At 68.3% G+C, this 18,717-nt stretch carries 13 protein-coding genes; 3 read left to right on the top strand and 10 right to left on the bottom strand.

The window, feature by feature from the left end; all coding sequences use genetic code 11:
- Positions 1-74: 74 nt before the first annotated feature.
- The 10 genes from BS38_RS0109480 to BS38_RS0109435 all read right to left on the bottom strand — a co-directional run bounded on the left by BS38_RS0109480 (position 75) and on the right by BS38_RS0109435 (position 14,501).
- The gene (locus BS38_RS0109480) at positions 75-947 is read right to left on the bottom strand and encodes an alpha/beta hydrolase (RefSeq protein ID WP_028270584.1); all 873 of its coding nucleotides are present in this window, start codon (positions 945-947) and stop codon (positions 75-77) included.
- A gap of 101 nt (positions 948-1,048) precedes the next feature.
- On the bottom strand, positions 1,049-2,071 hold the full coding sequence (locus BS38_RS0109475; protein ID WP_028270583.1) for an alpha/beta hydrolase fold domain-containing protein: 1,023 nt from the start codon (positions 2,069-2,071) through the stop codon (positions 1,049-1,051).
- Positions 2,068-4,692, bottom strand: a complete 2,625-nt coding sequence (locus tag BS38_RS24815) for a glycoside hydrolase family 78 protein (protein WP_156037099.1) — start codon at positions 4,690-4,692, stop codon at positions 2,068-2,070. Before BS38_RS24815 ends, BS38_RS0109475 begins: the two co-directional genes overlap by 4 nt.
- 137 nt (positions 4,693-4,829) lie before the next feature.
- Complete coding sequence (locus BS38_RS0109465; protein ID WP_028270582.1) at positions 4,830-5,189, bottom strand: VOC family protein; 360 nt, start codon at positions 5,187-5,189, stop codon at positions 4,830-4,832.
- A gap of 35 nt (positions 5,190-5,224) precedes the next feature.
- Positions 5,225-6,187 (bottom strand): alpha/beta hydrolase, encoded by a 963-nt coding sequence (locus BS38_RS0109460; protein ID WP_028270581.1) that lies wholly within the window; start codon positions 6,185-6,187, stop codon positions 5,225-5,227.
- The gene (locus tag BS38_RS24810) at positions 6,184-8,898 is read right to left on the bottom strand and encodes an alpha-L-rhamnosidase (protein ID WP_043438242.1); all 2,715 of its coding nucleotides are present in this window, start codon (positions 8,896-8,898) and stop codon (positions 6,184-6,186) included. Before BS38_RS24810 ends, BS38_RS0109460 begins: the two co-directional genes overlap by 4 nt.
- An 11-nt stretch (positions 8,899-8,909) precedes the next feature.
- A complete protein-coding gene (locus BS38_RS0109450; protein WP_028270580.1) occupies positions 8,910-9,917 on the bottom strand; it encodes an oligopeptide/dipeptide ABC transporter ATP-binding protein in 1,008 nt (335 codons plus the stop codon).
- Positions 9,914-11,926, bottom strand: a complete 2,013-nt coding sequence (locus tag BS38_RS0109445) for a dipeptide/oligopeptide/nickel ABC transporter permease/ATP-binding protein (RefSeq protein ID WP_028270579.1) — start codon at positions 11,924-11,926, stop codon at positions 9,914-9,916. Before BS38_RS0109445 ends, BS38_RS0109450 begins: the two co-directional genes overlap by 4 nt.
- Positions 11,923-12,876 (bottom strand): ABC transporter permease, encoded by a 954-nt coding sequence (locus tag BS38_RS0109440; protein WP_028270578.1) that lies wholly within the window; start codon positions 12,874-12,876, stop codon positions 11,923-11,925. Before BS38_RS0109440 ends, BS38_RS0109445 begins: the two co-directional genes overlap by 4 nt.
- Before the next feature lie 71 nt (positions 12,877-12,947).
- Positions 12,948-14,501, bottom strand: a complete 1,554-nt coding sequence (locus BS38_RS0109435; protein WP_028270577.1) for an ABC transporter substrate-binding protein — start codon at positions 14,499-14,501, stop codon at positions 12,948-12,950.
- A gap of 289 nt (positions 14,502-14,790) precedes the next feature.
- Here BS38_RS0109435 and BS38_RS0109430 point away from each other — a divergent pair, with 289 nt between their 5' ends.
- The 3 genes from BS38_RS0109430 to BS38_RS0109420 all read left to right on the top strand — a co-directional run bounded on the left by BS38_RS0109430 (position 14,791) and on the right by BS38_RS0109420 (position 18,705).
- The gene (locus BS38_RS0109430; RefSeq protein ID WP_028270576.1) at positions 14,791-16,044 is read left to right on the top strand and encodes a glycoside hydrolase family 1 protein; all 1,254 of its coding nucleotides are present in this window, start codon (positions 14,791-14,793) and stop codon (positions 16,042-16,044) included.
- Positions 16,045-16,165: 121 nt separating this feature from the next.
- On the top strand, positions 16,166-17,005 hold the full coding sequence (locus tag BS38_RS24805; RefSeq protein WP_051628821.1) for an IclR family transcriptional regulator: 840 nt from the start codon (positions 16,166-16,168) through the stop codon (positions 17,003-17,005).
- A 122-nt stretch (positions 17,006-17,127) separates the two neighbouring features.
- The gene (locus BS38_RS0109420) at positions 17,128-18,705 is read left to right on the top strand and encodes a glycoside hydrolase family 43 protein (RefSeq protein ID WP_051628820.1); all 1,578 of its coding nucleotides are present in this window, start codon (positions 17,128-17,130) and stop codon (positions 18,703-18,705) included.
- The last annotated feature ends 12 nt before the right edge of the window (positions 18,706-18,717 follow it).

Below are 18,717 nucleotides of genomic sequence, written 5' to 3'. Positions count from 1 at the left end.
AGGCTGGTTCAAATTCAAGAGGTTCAAAATCAGTGGGTGCAAAATCAGGAGGTGGCTGGTCACCAGGTGCCGGGTCAGGTGATCCGGGCATGCCTGCGGAAGAAATCGATGGTGGCGTCCAGGACCTTCTGCGCCGCTGCCGGGCTTTTGTCCGGCAGCAACCACATGTGGTCGGCACCTTCGATGAGGAGAAGTTCGACGTCGGCGCCGGCGGTTTCCAGCGCCGCGGCAAACGTGGTGGCCTGGGCCGGCGGGACGAACCGGTCCGCCGTGCCGTGGGCCAGGAAGAACGGTGGCGCTTGGCCGCCCGCATAGCTCAGCGGGCTCGCCGCGGCTGCCCTGTCCGGGGCATCAGCGGGCTGGGCTCCGAGGAGGAGCGCTTCGCGGGAACCGGGGTCGTCGGCCGTTGCCACGGCATCCGGCAGGGCCTGGCTGCCCATCCGGACAAGGTCTGTTGGCGCGTACCAGGCCGCGACGGCGGCGACTGCGTTCGCACCGGACGCCGCGGTGCCGGACCCGTCACTGCCGGGCACGTGAGCGCCGAGGCCCACCAGGCAGGCCAGGTGCCCGCCTGCCGAATCGCCCCAGGTAAAAATCCGGCCCGGGTCAACGTTGTACTGGGCAGCGTGGGTCCGGAGCCACGAGACCGCCGCTGTGGCATCCTCGTGCTGGGCCGGAAAGACGGCCTGCGAGGACAGCCGGTAGTCCGCCGAAACCACTACGAACCCGGCAGCAGCGAGGCGCTCGAAAGGCATCAGCGCAAAGGCGTCGGTCAACGGGCCCAGGGAGGAACGCTCCCCCATGCGCCAGCCGCCGCCGTGGAAATGCACAACCGCCGGCACCGGACCTTGGGGGGATCCCTCCGCCGGCAGGTAGAGGTCCAGCAGCAACGGCACTCCGCCGGGACGTGAAAACTCTATCCCCTTCAGGACTTGTCCTGCAGTCATCAATGACTCCATCCGTTGCCATGGCCGGAATCAGGATCGATCCGGCGTCTTCTTCCCTAAGCCTGCTGGACGGAAGCCCCGGCGGAAACGGGAATTTCCAATCATTGAAATGGCTTCGCCGACGCCACTTCACCGGCCAGGAACTGCAGGCCGCGCTGCACAATGCGCAGTCCGGCCGAGTGGTTGAGGAAGCCGTGCGTGGCGCCCGGTTCCATGCGCGCCTCCACGGCGATCCCGGCCGCCCGGAGACCGTCCACGAACAGCTCGCCGGAATGGCGCAGGTCATCGTATTCGCACACCAGAACGGCAGCCGGCGGCAGGCCGGCAGGGTCCGCGTAGCCGGGCATGGCGTAGGAAGACGCCATCAGGAGGGGACCTCCGATGTAGTTCTCCACCATGGCGCGGCAATCGTCCGCCGTGAAGCGGAGGATACGCGGAAGACCGGCGATGCCCTCCTCCCGAAGGTCCCCTGACCCCGGATCTCCCGGCTCCGGCAGGTCCGGCGGCACCGGCAGCTCCGCATGCAGGAACGGGTAGGCGAGCACCAGCTTCGCGGGCAGCTGGCGGCCCGCATCCTTCAGAAACAGGGCAGCACCGACCGCCAGGTTGCCACCGGCACTGGCTCCGCCCAGGCAGAGGGTCCGGGCGTCAGCCCCCAGCTCAGCAGCGTGCTCCACGGCCCACAACCAGGCTGCCAGGACATCCTCGTGCGGCACCGGAAAATGCACCCCGCCGCGTGCCAGCCGATAGCCCACGGACAGCACCACCCCGCCGGTCCTGTCGGCCACTTCCCGTGCCAGCTGGTCCGCTTCCCGCATGTCCAGGCCGCCCCCGGCAAAACCGCCGCCGTGAACCCACACGAGGGCCGGGAGCCCGTCTCCGGCAGCGGCCGGGCTGTCCCCGGAAGTGTCCGGGGCGCCGACGTAAATGCGCACCGGCACCGGGCCGTTGGGGCCCGGCACGTCCACGGTCCGGACTGCGACCTCCGGCGCCGCATACGCGGCCGTTCCGGCGCTGAAGGCCTCCAGCCGCTCCAGGCCGGAGGGATCTGCCAGGAGCTCGGCGAAGGACCCTGCACCGGCCACGTGGTGCATGAGGCCCGCCAGCTCCGGATCCAGTGTCATGGCTGCGCCGCGAGCTCAGGTGCCCTGACAGCGCGGTCGGGCATCACAGTGCAGCTGAACGAGTGCGTCCCCGAACCCACCTCGTGCGCTGTCGCGTCCATGTCCGGCAGCACCACCGTTGCGGTGCAGCCCGCCGGCACGGTCACCTGCAGCGTGAAGTCCGCACCGGCCAGGTCCCAGCTGGCCTCGGCCGTCCCGTACGGCGTTTCGTGACTGGCCCGTGCCCATCCCAGCCCGCCGCCGGGCCGGGGCCGGACCAGCAGTTTCCGGTAGCCGGGTCCGGCCGGAGCCAGTCCCGCCAGGCTGCGGTGCATCCAGTCGGCCACGGCACCCAGGGCGTAGTGGTTGAAGGACGTCATTTCGCCCTCGTTGATGCTGCCGTCCGGAAGCATGGAGTCCCACCGCTCCCAGATGGTGGTGGCACCCATGGTCACCGGGTAAAGCCACGACGGGCATTCCGTCTGGAGCAGGAGCCGGTAGGCGGCCGTCGAGTAGCCGTGGTCGGTCAGTGCGTCGCAGACCAGCGGGGTCCCTACGAAACCCGTGGCAATCCGGTAGCCGTCGGCTTCCACCGCGCCGGCCAGCCCCGCGGCCGCGGCCGCCCGTTCCCCGCCTTCCAGCAGTCCGAAGCTCAGCGCGACGGCGTAGGCCGTCTGCGTGGGCGGCATCAGCAGCCCGTCACCGGATATATAACGCCTACGGAATACATCGGCGGCCCGCTGCGAGAGCTCATCCAGAGTGGAGGAGTCCTCCCCCAGCAGCCGCGCGGCCTCGCCGGCCACCCGCGCCGAGTACGCCAGGTAGGCCTGCGCCACCAGCTGCCACGGCGTCCGGGCAGCGCCGGGATCGTTGGGCGGCGCTGCCGGGTCCAGCCAGTCGCCGAACTGGAACCCCTGCTCGAACCGCAGTTCCGGTCCGGCAGCCTGGGCGGCGGCATCCAGCCACGCGATCATTCCCGGCAGCTGGCGCCGCAGGAACTCCAAGTCACCCGTTCGCTGGTACAGCACCCAGGGAACCAGCACGGCCGCGTCACCCCACGCGGCCATCACCGGCCGGACAGGGAACGGCGGCTTATCGAACGTTACTTCGGGGACCACCAGCGGCGGAGGACCGTCGGTACCCTGCTCGGCGGCCAGGTCTTTCAACCAGGAGGCCGTGAACCCGGGGATCCGGTAGAGGAAGGACGCCGTTGCCGCGAAAATCTGGAAGTCGCCGGTCCAGCCGAGCCGTTCGTTGCGCTGCGGGCAGTCCGTTGGAACATCGACGAAGTTGCCGCGCATGCCCCACACCACGTTGGAATGGAGCTGGTTCAGCATGGGGTCGGAACATTCGAAGGAACCGGTCCGCGCGAGGTCTGAGTGGACCACGACGGCGGTGAACGCGTCCGGGTCCAGGTCACCGGCCCAGCCGGTCACCTCCGCGTAGCGGAAGCCGTGGATGGTGAATTCAGGTTCCCAGATTTCCTCACGGCCGCCGCGCAGGATGTACCGGTCGGTCTGCCTGGCCACCCGCAGCGGCCTGGTGCCGAGTTCTCCGTGTTCCAGGACCTCGGCGTGGCGCAGCACCACCTCCGCGCCGGCCTCTCCGCTGACCCGGAGGCGTACATGTCCCACCAGGTTCTGGCCGAAGTCCAAAATGGTCTTCCCGGACGGTGTGGCCAGCACTGCGGCCACGGGCAGTTCTTCTGTGGCGCGCACCGGCGGACCGTCCGGCGCCACCAGCACCGACGCATCGAAGTCCTCCACGGCCACCGGGCCGAGGGCGGCGTCTTCGGCACCTGCCCAGCCGCCATCTTCCAGCCGGGCATCATACGTTTCGCCGTTGTAGAGATCGGAGCCGAGCACCGGGCTCCTGCCAGCCAGCCAGGAACTGTCGGTTCCGATGATCGTGATGCTGCCGCCGTCGTCGGCGATTTCCAGTTGCGCGATCGCCGCCGTGCGGTCGCCGTAGGTGTTGCGCTTGTCCTGGAAGCCCAGGTTGCCGCGCCACCAGCCGTCGGCAAGTTCAAGTCCGATGACGTTGGTGCCGGGCTGCAGGTAGTCGGTGACGTCGTGGGACTGGTAGCGGAGGCGGTGGTGGTAGCTGGTCCAGCCCGGCGCCAGTCGCTCGCGGCCGACGCGCCGGCCGTTGATCGAGGCCACGTAGACACCGTGGGCGCTGGCATAGAGGCGTGCGGAGGCCACGGAGCCCGTGACTTCGAACGTGCGGCTCAGCCGGGAGGCGGGCTCGGTGTCTTCGCTGGCTTCATCCCGGGCCGGCCGGATCATGGCCGCCTGCCAGTCTTCCGGGTTCAGGAGCCCGGCTTCGACGTAGGTGACGGGACCCCACTCGGAGGGACCGCCGTCGTCGTTGCCCCACACACGGACCCGGACCGCGACGCGCTGGCGGCTGGTCAGCGCGGGTGCCGGCCACGGCTGCAGGAGCTGTTCCACGGATTCGGTCCGGCCGTAGCTGACCAAGCGCGTTTCATCAGCGCCCAGCTCGAGTTCGTAGGCGCACTGGACCCAGCCCGGCGTTTCGGCGGTGACCCGCCAGGAGAGCCGCGGCTGCTCCTCGCCGATACCGAAGGGCTCTTCGTGGTGTTCGAAGCGGAGGGCGGAAGGTCGGAATGGTTGAGTCAACGTCGGCTCGATTCGTTACGAAGGGGAAGTTTCGGGGCTTCCCCAAGCGTCCCGGGAACGGCCTTGCGCCCGCTAGCGGAGTTTCATTGACTGAAAACTGCGCCCGTGGACCCCTGGAATCCGGCGACGCGGAACCGTCAGCTCAGGCAGAGGCAAAACGGGTGGCCGGCAGGGTCCAGGAAGACGCGGAAGGTGGTGCCGGGCTGCGTCTCAGCCTTGGTGGCGCCCAAGCTGATGGCCTCTTTTTCGCCGTGGTCCAGGTCCTCCACCACCATGTCCATGTGCATCTGCTGCGGGTGGGCCTGGCCAGGCCACTCGGGCGCCTGGTAGCCGTCCACCTGCTGGAAGGCAATGCAGTTGCTGCCGTCGTCGGGCCGGATCTCCACCCAGCCATCGTCGACCCTCTCGTTCCAGCCGAGCAGGGCACCGTAAAAGCCCGCGAGGGCTTTCGGATCGGGGCAGTCGATGACAAAGCTTGGGAAGCGTGCGATAGCCATAGCGGCATGCTACCGGCCCGCCGTCGGGCCTGTCCTTAAAGCTCGCTGACGAAAAAATCCACTGCGGTGCTGAGGATTCCGTCCAGCTGGTCTTCGGCGAAGAAGAAACAGTGGTCGCCGCCTTCGACGGTGACCAGCTCGTTGCGGACACCGGCATCCGTCAGCGCCGCGGCCAGCAGTTCGCTCTGGGCCAGCGGGACCAGGCCGTCGCTGTCGCCGTGGATGAGCAGGAACGGCGCCGCGCCGGCAGTGACGTAGCCCAGCGGGCTGGCCGCCGTTAGCAAGGCAGGATCGGCGCTGCCGCCCACCAGCATGGGGCCGGGTTCCATGGTCATCCCCGGTGGCACTGCAGCCACGAGCGGGCCGGACATGAGCCCGGCGGGCGTGTCCATGGGCGGCATGTCCGGCAGCGAGGACACACCGTAGAAGTCGACGACGGCGCTGACGCTGCTGGAGTGCCCCTGCACACCAATCCCTCCCTCGAGTTCCCCGCGGGCCCCGGTGACCCCGAGCAGTGCAGCGAGGTGCCCGCCGGCCGACTCGCCCCAGGCGCCGATGCGGTCCGCGTCGATGCCCAGGACCTCGGCGTGGCCGCGCAGGTAGCGGACCGCGGCTTTGAGATCGTGCAGCTGCGCCGGGAAGGGCGCTTCCAGTGCATGGCGGTAGTCAACTGTGGCGCAGGCGATGCCGGCCTCGTTGAGCAGCTTGAAGACCGAATCCGGGGCGAACGTGGGCGGCAGGTCGCGGCGGTCACCAAGCTGGAACGCGCCGCCGTGGATCCACACCACCACGGGGACGGGTCCGGCGGTTTCGCGCGGCAGCCAGATGTCCATTGCCAGGCGCCGGAAGCCGACCGCGATCGCGTAGCTGACCTCGCGGTGCACCGTGGACACGGCCGATGCCACCTGCGGGGTTGCCGGCGCGTGGAAGGCCGGGAACGGCGGCGGCGCAGGCATCCGTTTCCGGTGATCCGCGGTGGTGACTGTTTCAGGGGTCATCGTGCGCTCCTTGCGAGGTCAGGGGCCGCCAGTGCGGCGGCAAAGGAATGAGTTCCGGGCCCGACGGCGGCAATCGGCTCACCGGGCAGGCGGATGTCCGCTGTGGTTCCGGAGGGGACGGCGGCCGTCAGCGTCAGCACGCCGTCGTCGATGGCCCAGTCCACCTCGATGAGGCCCTGCGGGCCCCGGTGCGACGTGCTGGAGGACGTCAGTCCGGCGCCCGGCCGGGGTTCGATGATGATCCGCTGCCAGCCCGCACTCCCCGGCGCCTGGCGCAGCCCGGCGGTGTAGCGGTGCAGGAACGAGACCACGGCACCCTTGCTGTAGTGGTTGAGCGAGCCCGTGGCACTGCCATCGGCACCGATGCCGTTCCAGTCCTCCCACATGGTGGTGGCGCCGCGGTCCACCATCACCAGCCAGGAGGGCTCAGAGTCCTGCATCAGGAGCTCATAGGCGAGGCCCAGGTGGCCGTTGTCGGCAAGTGTTGGAAGCAGGTACGGCGTGGCCAGGAAGCCGGTGCCCAGATGGGTGCCCGCCGCCCTGACCAGGCCCGCCAGCTGATCCGCGACGGCAGGACGGGCAGTGTCCGGCACGAGGTCGAAGGCGAGCGCCCGCACGCAGTTGGCCTGCGTGCCGCCGCGCACCGTTTGCCCGGATACGGTTCCGTCAGCCTGCAGGTATTCCCGCTGCCACGCGCGGCGGACGTTCTCGGAGAGGTCCCCAAGTTCGCCAGCCTCGGCGGTTCTGCCCATCACGGCGGCAATCCGGGCCATGATGGCGGAGGAGTGCCGGTAGTAGGCGGTGGCCACGATGCCGTTGTCCGCGGACCGGGAGGCGAAGAGGTCCGGCGCCGGCCCGCCCGGTTCCATCCATTCGCCGAAATGGAAGCCGGTGTCCCAGAGGTACTGCTCATGCTCTTCGGGGGCGGGGCGGCCGGCTGCCCTGGCCGGGTGCCGGTTCCCCTGTGCGGTGCTTCGGATGAAGCCCAGCCACCGGTTCATCGCGTCCCAGTTCTCTTCGAGTATGCCGGTGTCCCCCGTGGCGAGATAAAGCTCCCAGGGCACCGTGACGATCGCGTCTCCCCACCCCGCTGACCCGTTGGTGAAGGCCATGAACTCGGCGCTGGTGACCCCCGGTCCGGGCGACGGCGAAATGTTGGCCACCACCCCGTTCTCCCATTGGTCGGCACGGACATCGTTGAGCCACTTCCGCGAAAAGCCCGCCACGTCGTAGAGGTACGCGGCGGTGGGCACAAAGAGCTGCCAGTCGCCGGTCCAGCCGGCCTTCTCGCGCTGCGGGCAGTCGGTCGGGACCTCGCAGGCGTTGCCGCGGAAGCTCCAGTCCACGATGTCATGGAGTTTATTGAGCCTGCCGTCGCTGCAGCTGAAGGTGCCCAGCCGTTCCAGGTCGGTCTGCACCATGCAGCCGGTGATGTCCCCGGGCTGCAGCGTTTCGGCCAGGCCGCGGACGGAGACGAACTGGAACCCGTGGGCGGTATGGCGCGGCTCGAAGACCTCACCAGGAGTGCCTCCGGACACCACCGAATCCACCTGCCCGGCACCGAGGAACTGGCCGGGGTTCTTGAAATCGATGGGGCGGAGGTGGTCCTGGGTGACCTCGCCGGCCGCGTCCAGGGCCTCGCCGTGCACCAGGGTCACTTCGGTGCCTGCTGCGCCCAGCCGGCTGAGCCGGACCCAGCCGTTGATGTTCTGCCCCAGGTCCACGATCTGATTGCCGTTGGCCAGGCGGGAGATGGACACCGGTTCAAGCTCCGCCACAATCCGGGTGGGCGGTGCCACCGGACCGGTGAGGGTGGCGAAGCTGCCATCGCGCAGCACGGCGGGCCGGGCTGGCTCACCTTGAACAGCTGCCCGGAGATCCACTCGCTGGCCTTCCATCAGGTCAGCGGAGAGGATCTCCGTGGCGGAAACCAGCCATGATTCGTCGGTGCCGATAACGGTCAGCGCTCCCCCGGACTCCATTTCCAGCTGCGCCAGGAAAGCAGTCTGCGTTCCGTACATGTCGGCGTCGCGAGTGAACCCGAAGGACCCGCGGAACCAGCCGTCCGTGAGGACGGCCCGCACGGTGTTGGTGCCGCGGCGCAGCAGGTGCGCGATATCGAACGTCTGGAACTGCAGGGTGCTGTGGTAGCTCGTGGAGCCGGGGGTGAGCTGCTGGTCCCCCACCCGGTGGCCGTTGAGGAAGAGCTCATAGATGCCGTGCGCCGTGGCGTAGGCCCGCGCAAAATCCGGCACGGCGTCCACGGTGAAGTCCCGGTGCAGGGCATAACCGGGGCGCTGCCCCGGCGCCGGGACCAGGGGCTCGTCCGGCAGGCCCGGCTCGTCGGGCCCGATCCACCGGGCGCTCCAGTCCGAGGCGTCCAACAGGCCCAGCTCCACGGCCATCGGCTCGGACCAGCCGGACAGGACCTCGGTCCCGTCCGCGGCCACGTTCCAGGCCCGGACTTTCCAGTCGAAGCGGTCGCGGGAGCCAAGGTCCGGCCCGCGGTAGGGCACGAAGCTGTGCACCTCCGAGTCCACGCGGCCCGTGTCCCAGCCGTTGCTCGTGCTGAGCTGGTAGGCCGTCTGCCGGACGGTGCCGTGCGGCGGCGTCCAGCTGAACCGCGGGGCGGTGTTGGTGATGCCGACGGCCTGGCGCAGGTTTTCGGTCCGAAGGCGGGTGGGCTGAGCGGATGCGTGATGGTCAGGCAACGGTGCCCCTTTCAGGCGTAGTGGCAGGCGACGTCGGAGGCCCCGACGCGGCGCAGCGCGGGCCGTTCGGAGGCACACAATTCCGTGGCCAGCGGGCAGCGCTGGCTGAAGGGGCAGCCGCCCGGCGTGGCCGCGACAGCGGCGGCAGTGCGAACCCCCAGGGCTTCGCGGACAGCGCGCCGTTGGGCCTGTTCCGCGGGCCTCGGCACCGGCGAGGCTGCCACGAGTGCCTGCGTGAACGGGTGTTTGGGTGCCTCCGTCACGGCTGCCGCCGGTCCGCTTTCCATGACCTGGCCGCGGTAAAGGACCACCACGCGCTGGGCGAGGAACTGGACCACCGAAATGTCGTGGGCGATGAACAGGTAGCTCAGGCCGCGTTCGTCACGGAGGTCGGCCAGCAGGTTGAGCACCTGGGCCTGGGTGGAAAGGTCCAGGGCGCTGACCGCCTCGTCGCAGACCACCAGTTGGGGGTCGCAGATCAAGGCGCGCGCCACCGCGATGCGCTGGCGCTGGCCGCCGGAGAACTGGCTTGGATAGCGGTCCACTGCTTCGCGGGGCAGGCCCACGCGTTCCAGCATGGCTTCGGCCTTGTCCCGGGCTTCAAGGGCAGTGGCTCCGCGGAGTCGCAGCGGTTCGGCCAGCGAAGCACCGATGGTCTGGCGCGGATTCAGCGAGGAATTGGGGTCCTGGAAGACGGCCCGGAGTTCTCCGCCCAGGGCGCGGCGCTCCGCAGCTCCGGCGCGGGTGATGTCCTTGCCCTGGAAGGTGATGGTGCCGCCGGCGCTCTTCTGGAGGCCCAGAATGGCTTTGCCGATTGTTGACTTTCCGGAACCTGACTCCCCCACCAGGCCCACGGTCTCGCCGCGGAGGATGCTGAAACTCACCCCGTCCACCGCTGCCGGCACCGCCGCAGCTTTCCGCCCGCGGCCGTAGCGGACCACGAGGTCCTTGACTTCCAGCATGGGCTGCTCGGGCGCAACCGCCGCTGTGTCCTGCCGTTCTGCCGTCTCGATGATCATGCCAGGTCCTTTTCAACGATTTTCAGTACTCGGTGCGTGGGCACTTCGGTGGCAAGCCACTCGAGGCCCTCCACGGCCAGTTCGTCGGCTTTGACGCAGCGGACCAGCCCGTCCTCGGAGCCGGAGGCCAGCAGCGGCACCGGGGTGGCACAGGCCGATCCGGCGAACTGGCAGCGGGCCGCAAAGCGGCAGCCGGCGGGCCAGTCCTTGGGCTGCGGCACCTGGCCGCTGATGGTGGCCAGCCGGTCGGGCATGTCCGCCGCGGAGTTGGCATGCGGGTCCGCGGCAAGAAGCGCCAGCGTGTAGGGGTGGCGGGGGCTGTCCAGGATGTTGGCGGTCCGGCCGCTTTCCACCACCTGGCCCGCGTACATGACGGCGACGTTGTCGCAGATGTCCGCCACGACGCCGAGGTCGTGCGTCACCATCACCACCGACATGCCGGTGTCCTTCACCAGCGAGCGGAGCAGGGACAGGATTTCCGCCTGGACCGTGACGTCCAGCGCGGTGGTGGGCTCATCGGCCACCAGCAGCCGGGGCCGTCCGGAGAGGGCCAGGGCGATGGCCACGCGCTGGGCCATGCCGCCGCTGATCTGGTGCGGGTAGGTCTTAAGGATGCGTTCGGCGTCCACGATGCCCACCTTTTCCAGCAGGCTGAGGGCTTCCTTCCGGGCGTCCGCCTTGCCCGTTTTCCGGAGCCGACGGATGGCGGAAGTGAGCTGGTAGCCCACCGTGAACATGGGGTCCAGGGCCCGCATGGGTTCCTGCGAGATCAGGGCGATCTCACGGCCTCGGATGGCTTCCATCTCGCGGTCGGTGGCGGCGGCCAGGTTCTTGCCGTTCCACAGAATCTGCCCGCCGGCCGCGGCCACCCCGGAGGGGAGCAGGCCCAGCAGCGACAGCGCGGTCATGGTCTTGCCGCACCCGGACTCCCCCACGAGCCCCAGCACGGTTCCCTGCTCGACGTCGAAAGAGACGTCCGTGACCAGGCGAGGACCGCCGTCGACCCCTACCGAGAGTCCGCGGACGCTGAGGTGGCCGTTCGCGGGTGCGGCGTCAGAGTCGGCTGCCGTTGCGGCCACGGCCAGGGCTGAAACAGCCTTGACCCGCTGGCGGCGGGCCGCCGCTGACGGCAGGTGAGACGCGCTGGCGTTGGGCGCCTTGCCCAGGGCGTTGCCGATGGCGTTGGCGGCCAGGACGGTCAGCGCGAGCACGGCGCCGGTGGGGACCATCAGCCACGGGGCGTCGTAAACGTGCTGCGATGCGCCCTGGATCATGCCGCCCCAGCTGGGCTGCGGGATGGGCGGGCCGAAGCCGATGAAGGCCAGGCCGGCCTGGATGAGCATGCCGACGGCGAAGATGAGGGCGGACTGCACCACGATGGTGTTCGTCAGGCCGGGCAGGACGTGCCGGAGGCTGATGCCCAGCGTGCTGACGCCGTCAACCTTGGCGGCGTCCACGTAGAGCTGGGACTGAAGGGACTTCGCCTGGCCGAGCATCACGCGGTAGATTCCGGCGGAGATGAGGACGCCGAGGATCGCCATGATCAGCGGGATGTTGGTCCCCACTGCGCCGATGACGGCCAGGATAATCACCGTACCGGGCAGGGACATCATGATTTCGGTGACGCGGCTGATCACCGCCTCAGCGCGTTCGCCGGCGGCGGCCGCCAGCATCGCCAGGACCGTTCCAAGCCCGACGCCGACAATCACCGTGATCAGTGAGGTTCCGAGCGTGCCTGCGGCGGCAGCGAAAATGCGGCTCAGGAGGTCCCGGCCGAGTTCATCGGTACCGAGCCAGTGGGCAGCGGTGGGGCCGGAGAGGACGGCGGTGAAGTCCTGGTCTTCGGTTTTGAACGGCAGCCACCACGGGGCAGTCAATGAAGCGGCCACGATGGCCGCCAGCCAGATGACGCCCGCCAGGCCGGCCGGGGAAGCGAAGAGGCGGTGGGCGGAGAACCGGGCGAGGGCGTTCTTGCGCTGGAGCGGGGCGGGAGCGACGGAGGGGATCATGAGGCACGCAACTTCGGGTCGAGGAACTTGGTGGCGAGTTCCAGCACCAGGTTTACGGCCACCACCACAACGGTGGCGATGACCACTACGCCCTGTACGGAGGGGGCATCGTGGGTGCTGACGGAGTTTTGGACTGCCTGGCCCAGGCCCGGCATAGCGAACAGCTGCTCCGCGATGACGGAGCCGCCGAACAGTCCGATGAACTGCAGGGCGATGCCGGCCACGATGGGGAGGCTGGCGTAGCGGAGGGCGTGGATGTAGAGGATCTTCCAGGTGGGCGTGGCCGTGGCGCGGAGCGTACGGATATGTTCCTGCTGCAGCGCCTCAAGCATGGAAGCCCTGGTCTGACGGGCGATGAACGCCGCACCGCCCACGGCCAAGGTGATCACCGGCAGCGCCAGGGACATGGCCCAGTCCTGCGGGGAGACTTCGAAGGGAACGTAGCCGGTGGCGGGAAACACCGAGGACTGGACAGCGAAGAGGTACACAAAGATGATGCCGATCCAGAAGGCGGGCAGTGCCACGGCCAGGCCGCAGATTCCGCCGACGATCCGGTCCGCGAGGCCTCCGCGCACAGCGGCGGTCACGCCGAGGAGAACCCCCAGTACAGCGCTCAGCACGGTGGCGCCGGCCGCGAGCGACGCGGTCACCGGGAGCCTACTGGCCAGGTCAGCGGACACGGAACGGCCGTCGATGAGCGAGACCCCGAGATCGCCCTGGACCGCGCCACCCAGCCAGCCGAAAAACTGGACCAGGAGGGGATCGGACCAGCCAAGCCGACGGTTGACCTCGTCGATGGCTTCCTGGGATGCGCCGGCTCCGAGCGAGACCGCTCCGGGGCTGCCGGGCATTGCGTGCACCAGCAGGAATGCCAGCACCGCGACCACCAGCACGGTGGCGAGCGCCATCAGCAGGCGCTTGGTAATGAATAGTGCCATGGTGACCTCCATCGGTCAGGACCTGCCGGGCCGCCCTCCGTTGAGGACAGCCCGGCAGAGCCGGTGTTGGCTTGGTTCGGGTATTAGCTGGCGGGTGCGTAGGACGAGAGCAGCGGGTAGGCGTTGGTGCCGGCGAACTCCACCTGCTTGATCTTCTTGGTGTTGTAGCCCTGGTTGGTGAGTGACTCGTAGAGCGGGATCATCCAGCCGGATTCCACCAGGCGGGTGTTGAGCTTGGTGAGCGCGGTCTTCCTGGCGGCGTCGTCCTTCGCGGCAGCAGCCTCGCCCGTGGCGGCGGTCAGCTGCTCATCGGTGGCCTTCTGGACGTTGGTGAAACCGTTCAGGACGACGCCGTACATCAGGCCCACCGGGTTGTCCCAGCCGAGGGAGGCGTAGCCGAGGGGCGTGGTGGCAACTGCCGCGAACGCTTCATCGGTGGAAGCGGCCATCTTGACGTTCATGGTGATCCCGACGGCGGCCAGATCCTTCTGGACGGCCTGCAGGTCCGTCTGGGTTTCAGCGCTGCCAACAATGGTGAACTCGAAGCCGTCAGCGAAGCCGGCCTCAGCCAGGAGGCTCTTCGCCTTCGCCGGATCATAGGCGAACTTGGTGTTCAGCTCTTCGGTGAAGCCGGCAGAATCCTTGGGAAGTGCATTCCAGGCGGGGATATCCCCCTTGTGCAGTGCGTCCACCAGTGACTGGCGGTTGATGGCGTACTGGAACGCCTGGCGGACTTTCTCGCTGGCGAAGGCGGGGGCGGTCTTCCCGGTCTTGTCGAAGGAAACCATGGTGTGCAGGGTTCCTCCGATCTGGGAAACGCCCAGGCCCTTGGACTTTGCGAAGTCCACCGTGGGGGAGGTGAGCATGGCGACGTCGGCCTGGCCGGAGACGAGGGCGTTGGCACGCGCCTGGGGATCCTGGATGACGCTGAAGGTGACCTTGCTGAAGGCGTACTTTGAAGCGTCCGGGCTCTTCTCGTTCTTGACCAGCACGTACTTGTTGCCCTTCACCGTGGACGCGTCAAGGGTGTACGGGCCGGAGCCGTCCGGGGTCGCGGCCAGGCTGGCGGTGTCCGCCACGCCGGTCTTGCCGACGATCATGCCCATGGTTCCCGTGAGGTTCTTTTCAAAGCCCGGCTGGGCCTTTGCGAACGTGAGGGAAACCTGCGCGGGGCTGACGACGTCAACCGAGGTGATCTCCTGGGCGCCGCCCTTGGCCACGGCGGAGTACGCACTCAGCGCCGGATCCGTGCGGCGGTCGAAGTTGGCTTTGACCAAGGCTGCGTCCAGGGTGGAACCGTCCGTGAATGTGACACCCTCTTTGAGGGTGAGCGTGAGAACCGTGTTGTCCGCGTTGTAGCTGAACTCCTTGGCCAGGCCCGGACCCGCGGATCCGTCCGGCTGCAGGGTCATCAGGTTCTCGTAGAGGCCTTCGAAGAACTGGCGCTGCGCGTCGGCAACCCGCAGCGGATCAAACCCGAAAGAAGCAGCATCGCTGTCGACGGCGAGGGTCAGGGAGCTCGTGTCCGCCTTGGCAGTTGCCTGGCTGGAACCGCCGCAGGCGGTCAATGATCCCAGGAGGAGCGCTCCGGCCAGGACGGCGGAGCTCCCGCGTGCGGTGGAGTTCAGAAGTTTCATGTAGTGCGCCTTTGCATTCTGATGTGACAACGGGAAGAACAGTTAGGGGCGCCAGGCGGGTGGCCGGCTCCCCTCAAGCATCAGCGGGCGCTGTTTGATGGAGACACGAGGATTTCATTGGTTGAAATACTTCTGTGGCGGGCGTCACGGCATCGCATCAGGGGCCGGCAGCTCAGGCGATGAGTCTTTCAATCAATGAAAACGGCTGCCCATGGTCCGGCGCCGGGCACAGAGGATGGACAGTCAGCCCCCCGCACAGTCGCCTGGGGCTCGCATCGAAAGGAACCAGATGACCGACTCTTTTGCCTTCCCGCAGGATTTCCTTTGGGGCGTCGCCACGGCAGCCCACCAGGTCGAGGGAAACAACGTCAACAGTGACTGCTGGTTCCTGGAAAGGCTTCCCGAAACGATCTTCGCCGAACCGTCCGGGGACGCCGTGGACCACTACCACCGGTACCGCGAGGACATCGCCCTGATCGCCGGCCTGGGGTTCACCAGCTACCGCTTCTCGCTGGAGTGGGCCCGCATCGAGCCCGAAGAAGGACATTTCTCGGTGGCGGAACTGAACCACTACCGCCGCGTCCTGGAGGCCTGCCATGAGCACGGGCTCACCCCGGTGGTCACGTTCCACCACTTCACCTCGCCGCTGTGGCTTCTGGCGGCCGGCGGCTGGGAAGGTCCGAGGACCGCCGGGCTCTTTGCCCGCTACTGCGACCGGGCCATGGCGCACCTGGGCGACCTCATTGGCATCGCCTGCACCCTGAATGAACCCAACCTTCCCTGGCTACTGAAATCCATCGGACTGTTCAGCGAGGCCCCGGAAGACCGCGGTTCTGTTCCGGTTTGGGCTACAGCCGCGGAGCGTTTGGGCGTGCCCGCCAGTACGGTGGCCCCGTTCCAGTTCACTGCCACAGAGGCCGCGTTTGACGTAAAGCTGGCGGCGCACCGGGCCGCCACGGCAGCCATCAAGGCCAGGCGGCCGGAGCTGCAGGTGGGCTGGACGCTTGCAAACTCCGATATCCAGTCCATCGACGGCGGCCAGGACTTTGCTGACTCGGCCCGCCGCGACGTCAACGAACGCTTTCTGGAAGCCTCCCGCAGCGACGACTTCGTGGGAATCCAGACCTATGGCCGCACCGTCTTCGGTCCGGACGGATTGGCTCCGGCTGCGGAGGGCGTCCCCACCAACCAGATGGGCGAGGAGATCTACCCCCAGGGCCTTGAGGCCACCATTCGGGAAGCTCACCGCGTTGCCGGCATTCCCGTGATCGTCACGGAGAACGGCCTTGCCACCGAGGACGACACCCAGCGGCTTGCCTACCTCCGCACGGCGGTGGACGGCGTTGCCTCCTGCCTGGCGGACGGGATCGACGTGCGCGGCTACATTGCGTGGACTGCCTTCGACAACTACGAGTGGATCTTCGGTTACCGACCCAAGTTCGGCCTCATCGCGGTGGACCGGACTACCCAGGAACGGACCCCGAAGGAAAGCGCCAGGTTCCTCGGCAGCCTCGCCCGGGCGAAAGTGGTGGAGTCCGTCTGAACCGGTGCTGGTGACGCCCCGCCCAGTGAGCGCGGAGACCATGGAACACCGGCTAGGAGTTTCATTGGGCGAAACACTATTGTGGTGGGGGTCACTGGCGACGAAGAAGGAACGGTGTGAGATGACAGCAGTCCCGACTAGCGGTCCGGACGTTGCCGCTCCTGTCCGCGGCAAGCGCCCCAAGCAGGGCGAACCGGTCATTGACCGGGCCCTGAGCCTCCTCGCGGTCTTCACCGACCGTCGTCGTGCCCTGACGCTGTCCGAAATGGCCAGGTACGCAGACATGCCGGCGCCGACGGCGCTCCGGTTGATTGCCCGGCTGGTGGCGTGGGGCGCCTTGGAAAGGCTCGACGACGGCCGGTACGTGGTGGGCGTGAGGCTCTGGGAAGTCGCATCGCTGTCGCCCCGCGGCCACGGTGTGCGGGAAATCGCGCTGCCCTATCTGGAGGACCTCTTTGAAGTAACGCGCCACCACGTCCTGCTGGCGGTCCGGGACAAAAACGAGGCCGTGCTGATTGAGCGGCTGTCCTCCAAGGAGGCCACCGAGGTGGCCTACCGGGTGGGCGGCCGCGCGCCGCTACGGTCCACCGCCGTCGGCCTGGTTCTCCTCTCCGGCGCGGACGCGGATTTCCAGGAGGCTGTGATCCGTCAGCCCGCCGACGTGGAGGCCGGGGTGGACGCCATGCCGGAGGGCCAGCTCAGGCGAACGCTCTCCGACGTCCGCCGCACCGGCGTCGCGATGATCAGACGGTCTGCGCCCTCCCGGACCGTTTCCGTGGCGTCACCCATATTCGATGCCCAGGGTGCCGTGGTTGCCGCACTGTCCATTGTGGTCCCCGACGGCGCCACTCCCCCGAACGTCCTGGCGCCGGCAGTCCAGGCTACGGCCAGGGCGGTGTCCCGAAACCTCGGGTACCGGGCCGAAGTCAGCTCCGGCGTGCGGGACGCGGGGCGGCCATAACAGCCCGTCTTACGTTCCAACCATTGAAATCCCCGGTCCAGCCGCCGGACCGGGCGCCCTAACGTAGGAACTGCCGGCCCCAGAAAGCCGGCAGTGAACACTTTGCTACGGATGGAGCCCTGATGATTGACAGTGCAGCGGAACTGGCGCGGCCAGCCACATCGTCCGCCGCCATCACACCGGTCATCCCCGGCTTCTTCCCGGACCCCACCATCTGCCGCGCGGGCGACGACTATTTCCTGGCTACGTCCAGCTTCGAATACTTCCCCGGGGCGCCCATCTTCCACAGCCGCGACCTCGTCAGCTGGGAGCAGATCGGGAACATCCTCACGCGGCGGAGCCAGTTTGCCGCCGGGGACCGCCGGCCTTCCGGCGGGATCTTCGGATCGACCCTGAGGTACCACAACGGCCGGTTCTGGTTCGTGACCACGAACATGAGCGACTTCGGCGGCGGCCACCTGCTGATGCATGCCGGCAACGCGGCGGGGCCCTGGAGCGACCCGGTCCGGATTCCGGGGACCCTGGGCATCGACCCGGACATCGCGTGGGATGCGGACGGCAATTGCTACCTCACCTGGGTGGGCTTTGGACCCGCTGAGAACGAATCGGGGATCGTCCAGGCGCTCCTGGATCCCCTGTCCGGTCAGCTGCTGGAACGTCCGCGGAAGGTTTGGCAGGGAACCGGGCTCGCATTCCCCGAAGGCCCGCACCTTTATCAGCACGGCAACTGGTGGTACCTGGTCCTCGCCGAGGGCGGCACCGAACGGGGCCATGCCGTTTCGGTCAGCCGGAGCAGCTCGCCGGCGGGCCCCTTCGAGCCGTATCCGGACAACCCGGTCTTCAGCCGCCGCAGCACTGCTGCCACGGTACAGAATGCGGGGCACGCCGACCTGGTCGAAACGGCCGACGGCGGTTGGGCGGCGGTCTACTTGGGCGTACGCCCCCGCGGCGTGGTCCCCGGCTACCACGTCCTGGGGCGGGAAACCTTCGTCGCGGGCATCAACTGGGCTGACGGCTGGCCCGGGTTCGACGAGGACCGCTACCAGGTGCCAGCCGTGGACACCTCCTTTTCCGATGATTTTTCCGCGGACCAGCTCCATCTGCGGTGGATCTCCCCGGGCAATGATCCGGCGTCCTTCACGGCCCCGGCCACAGGCGGTCTCCTCGTCAGCAGCGGGGACCCCGGCGCCGCCGGAGATTCCGGCGGCGCCGGTGGGCCCGTGGGCTCCGCACCCGTCCTCGCGACCAGGGTCAGGGACCACGCCTGGAGCGCCAGCGCCACTGTCCGCCTGGCGGCAGGCACGGCGGTGAGGCTGGTGCTGAGGATCGACGACTCCCACTGGTATGCGGTTGAAGCGTCCGACGGCGAAGTCAGGGCCGTGGCCCAGATCGGGCCGCTGCGGCAGGTGCTGGCGACGGCCCCGCGGGATCCGTCAACGAGCCCTGTATCAACGAGCCCTGTCCGGCTGGAGGTCAGCTGCACCGACGCTCCCTTCGCGGGCCAGCCGGGCAAGAACACCGGCCCGGACCAGATCCTCCTCGGATTTCAGCAGGGCGGCACCACCGTGACGCTGGCCCGGCTGGACGGGCGGTATGTGTCCACCGAAGTCGCAGGCGGTTTCACCGGCCGCGTCGTCGGCGTGTGTGCAGTCGGGGGGAGCGCCGTCGTCGAACGGTTCGACTACGACGCCGCCCCCTGACCTGCGCGCCTC

The sequence above is a fragment of the Arthrobacter sp. UNC362MFTsu5.1 genome (genome assembly GCF_000685965.1).
In the GTDB taxonomy this organism is placed as follows: domain Bacteria; phylum Actinomycetota; class Actinomycetes; order Actinomycetales; family Micrococcaceae; genus Arthrobacter.
This window is presented reverse-complemented; position numbering and strand designations above follow the sequence as displayed.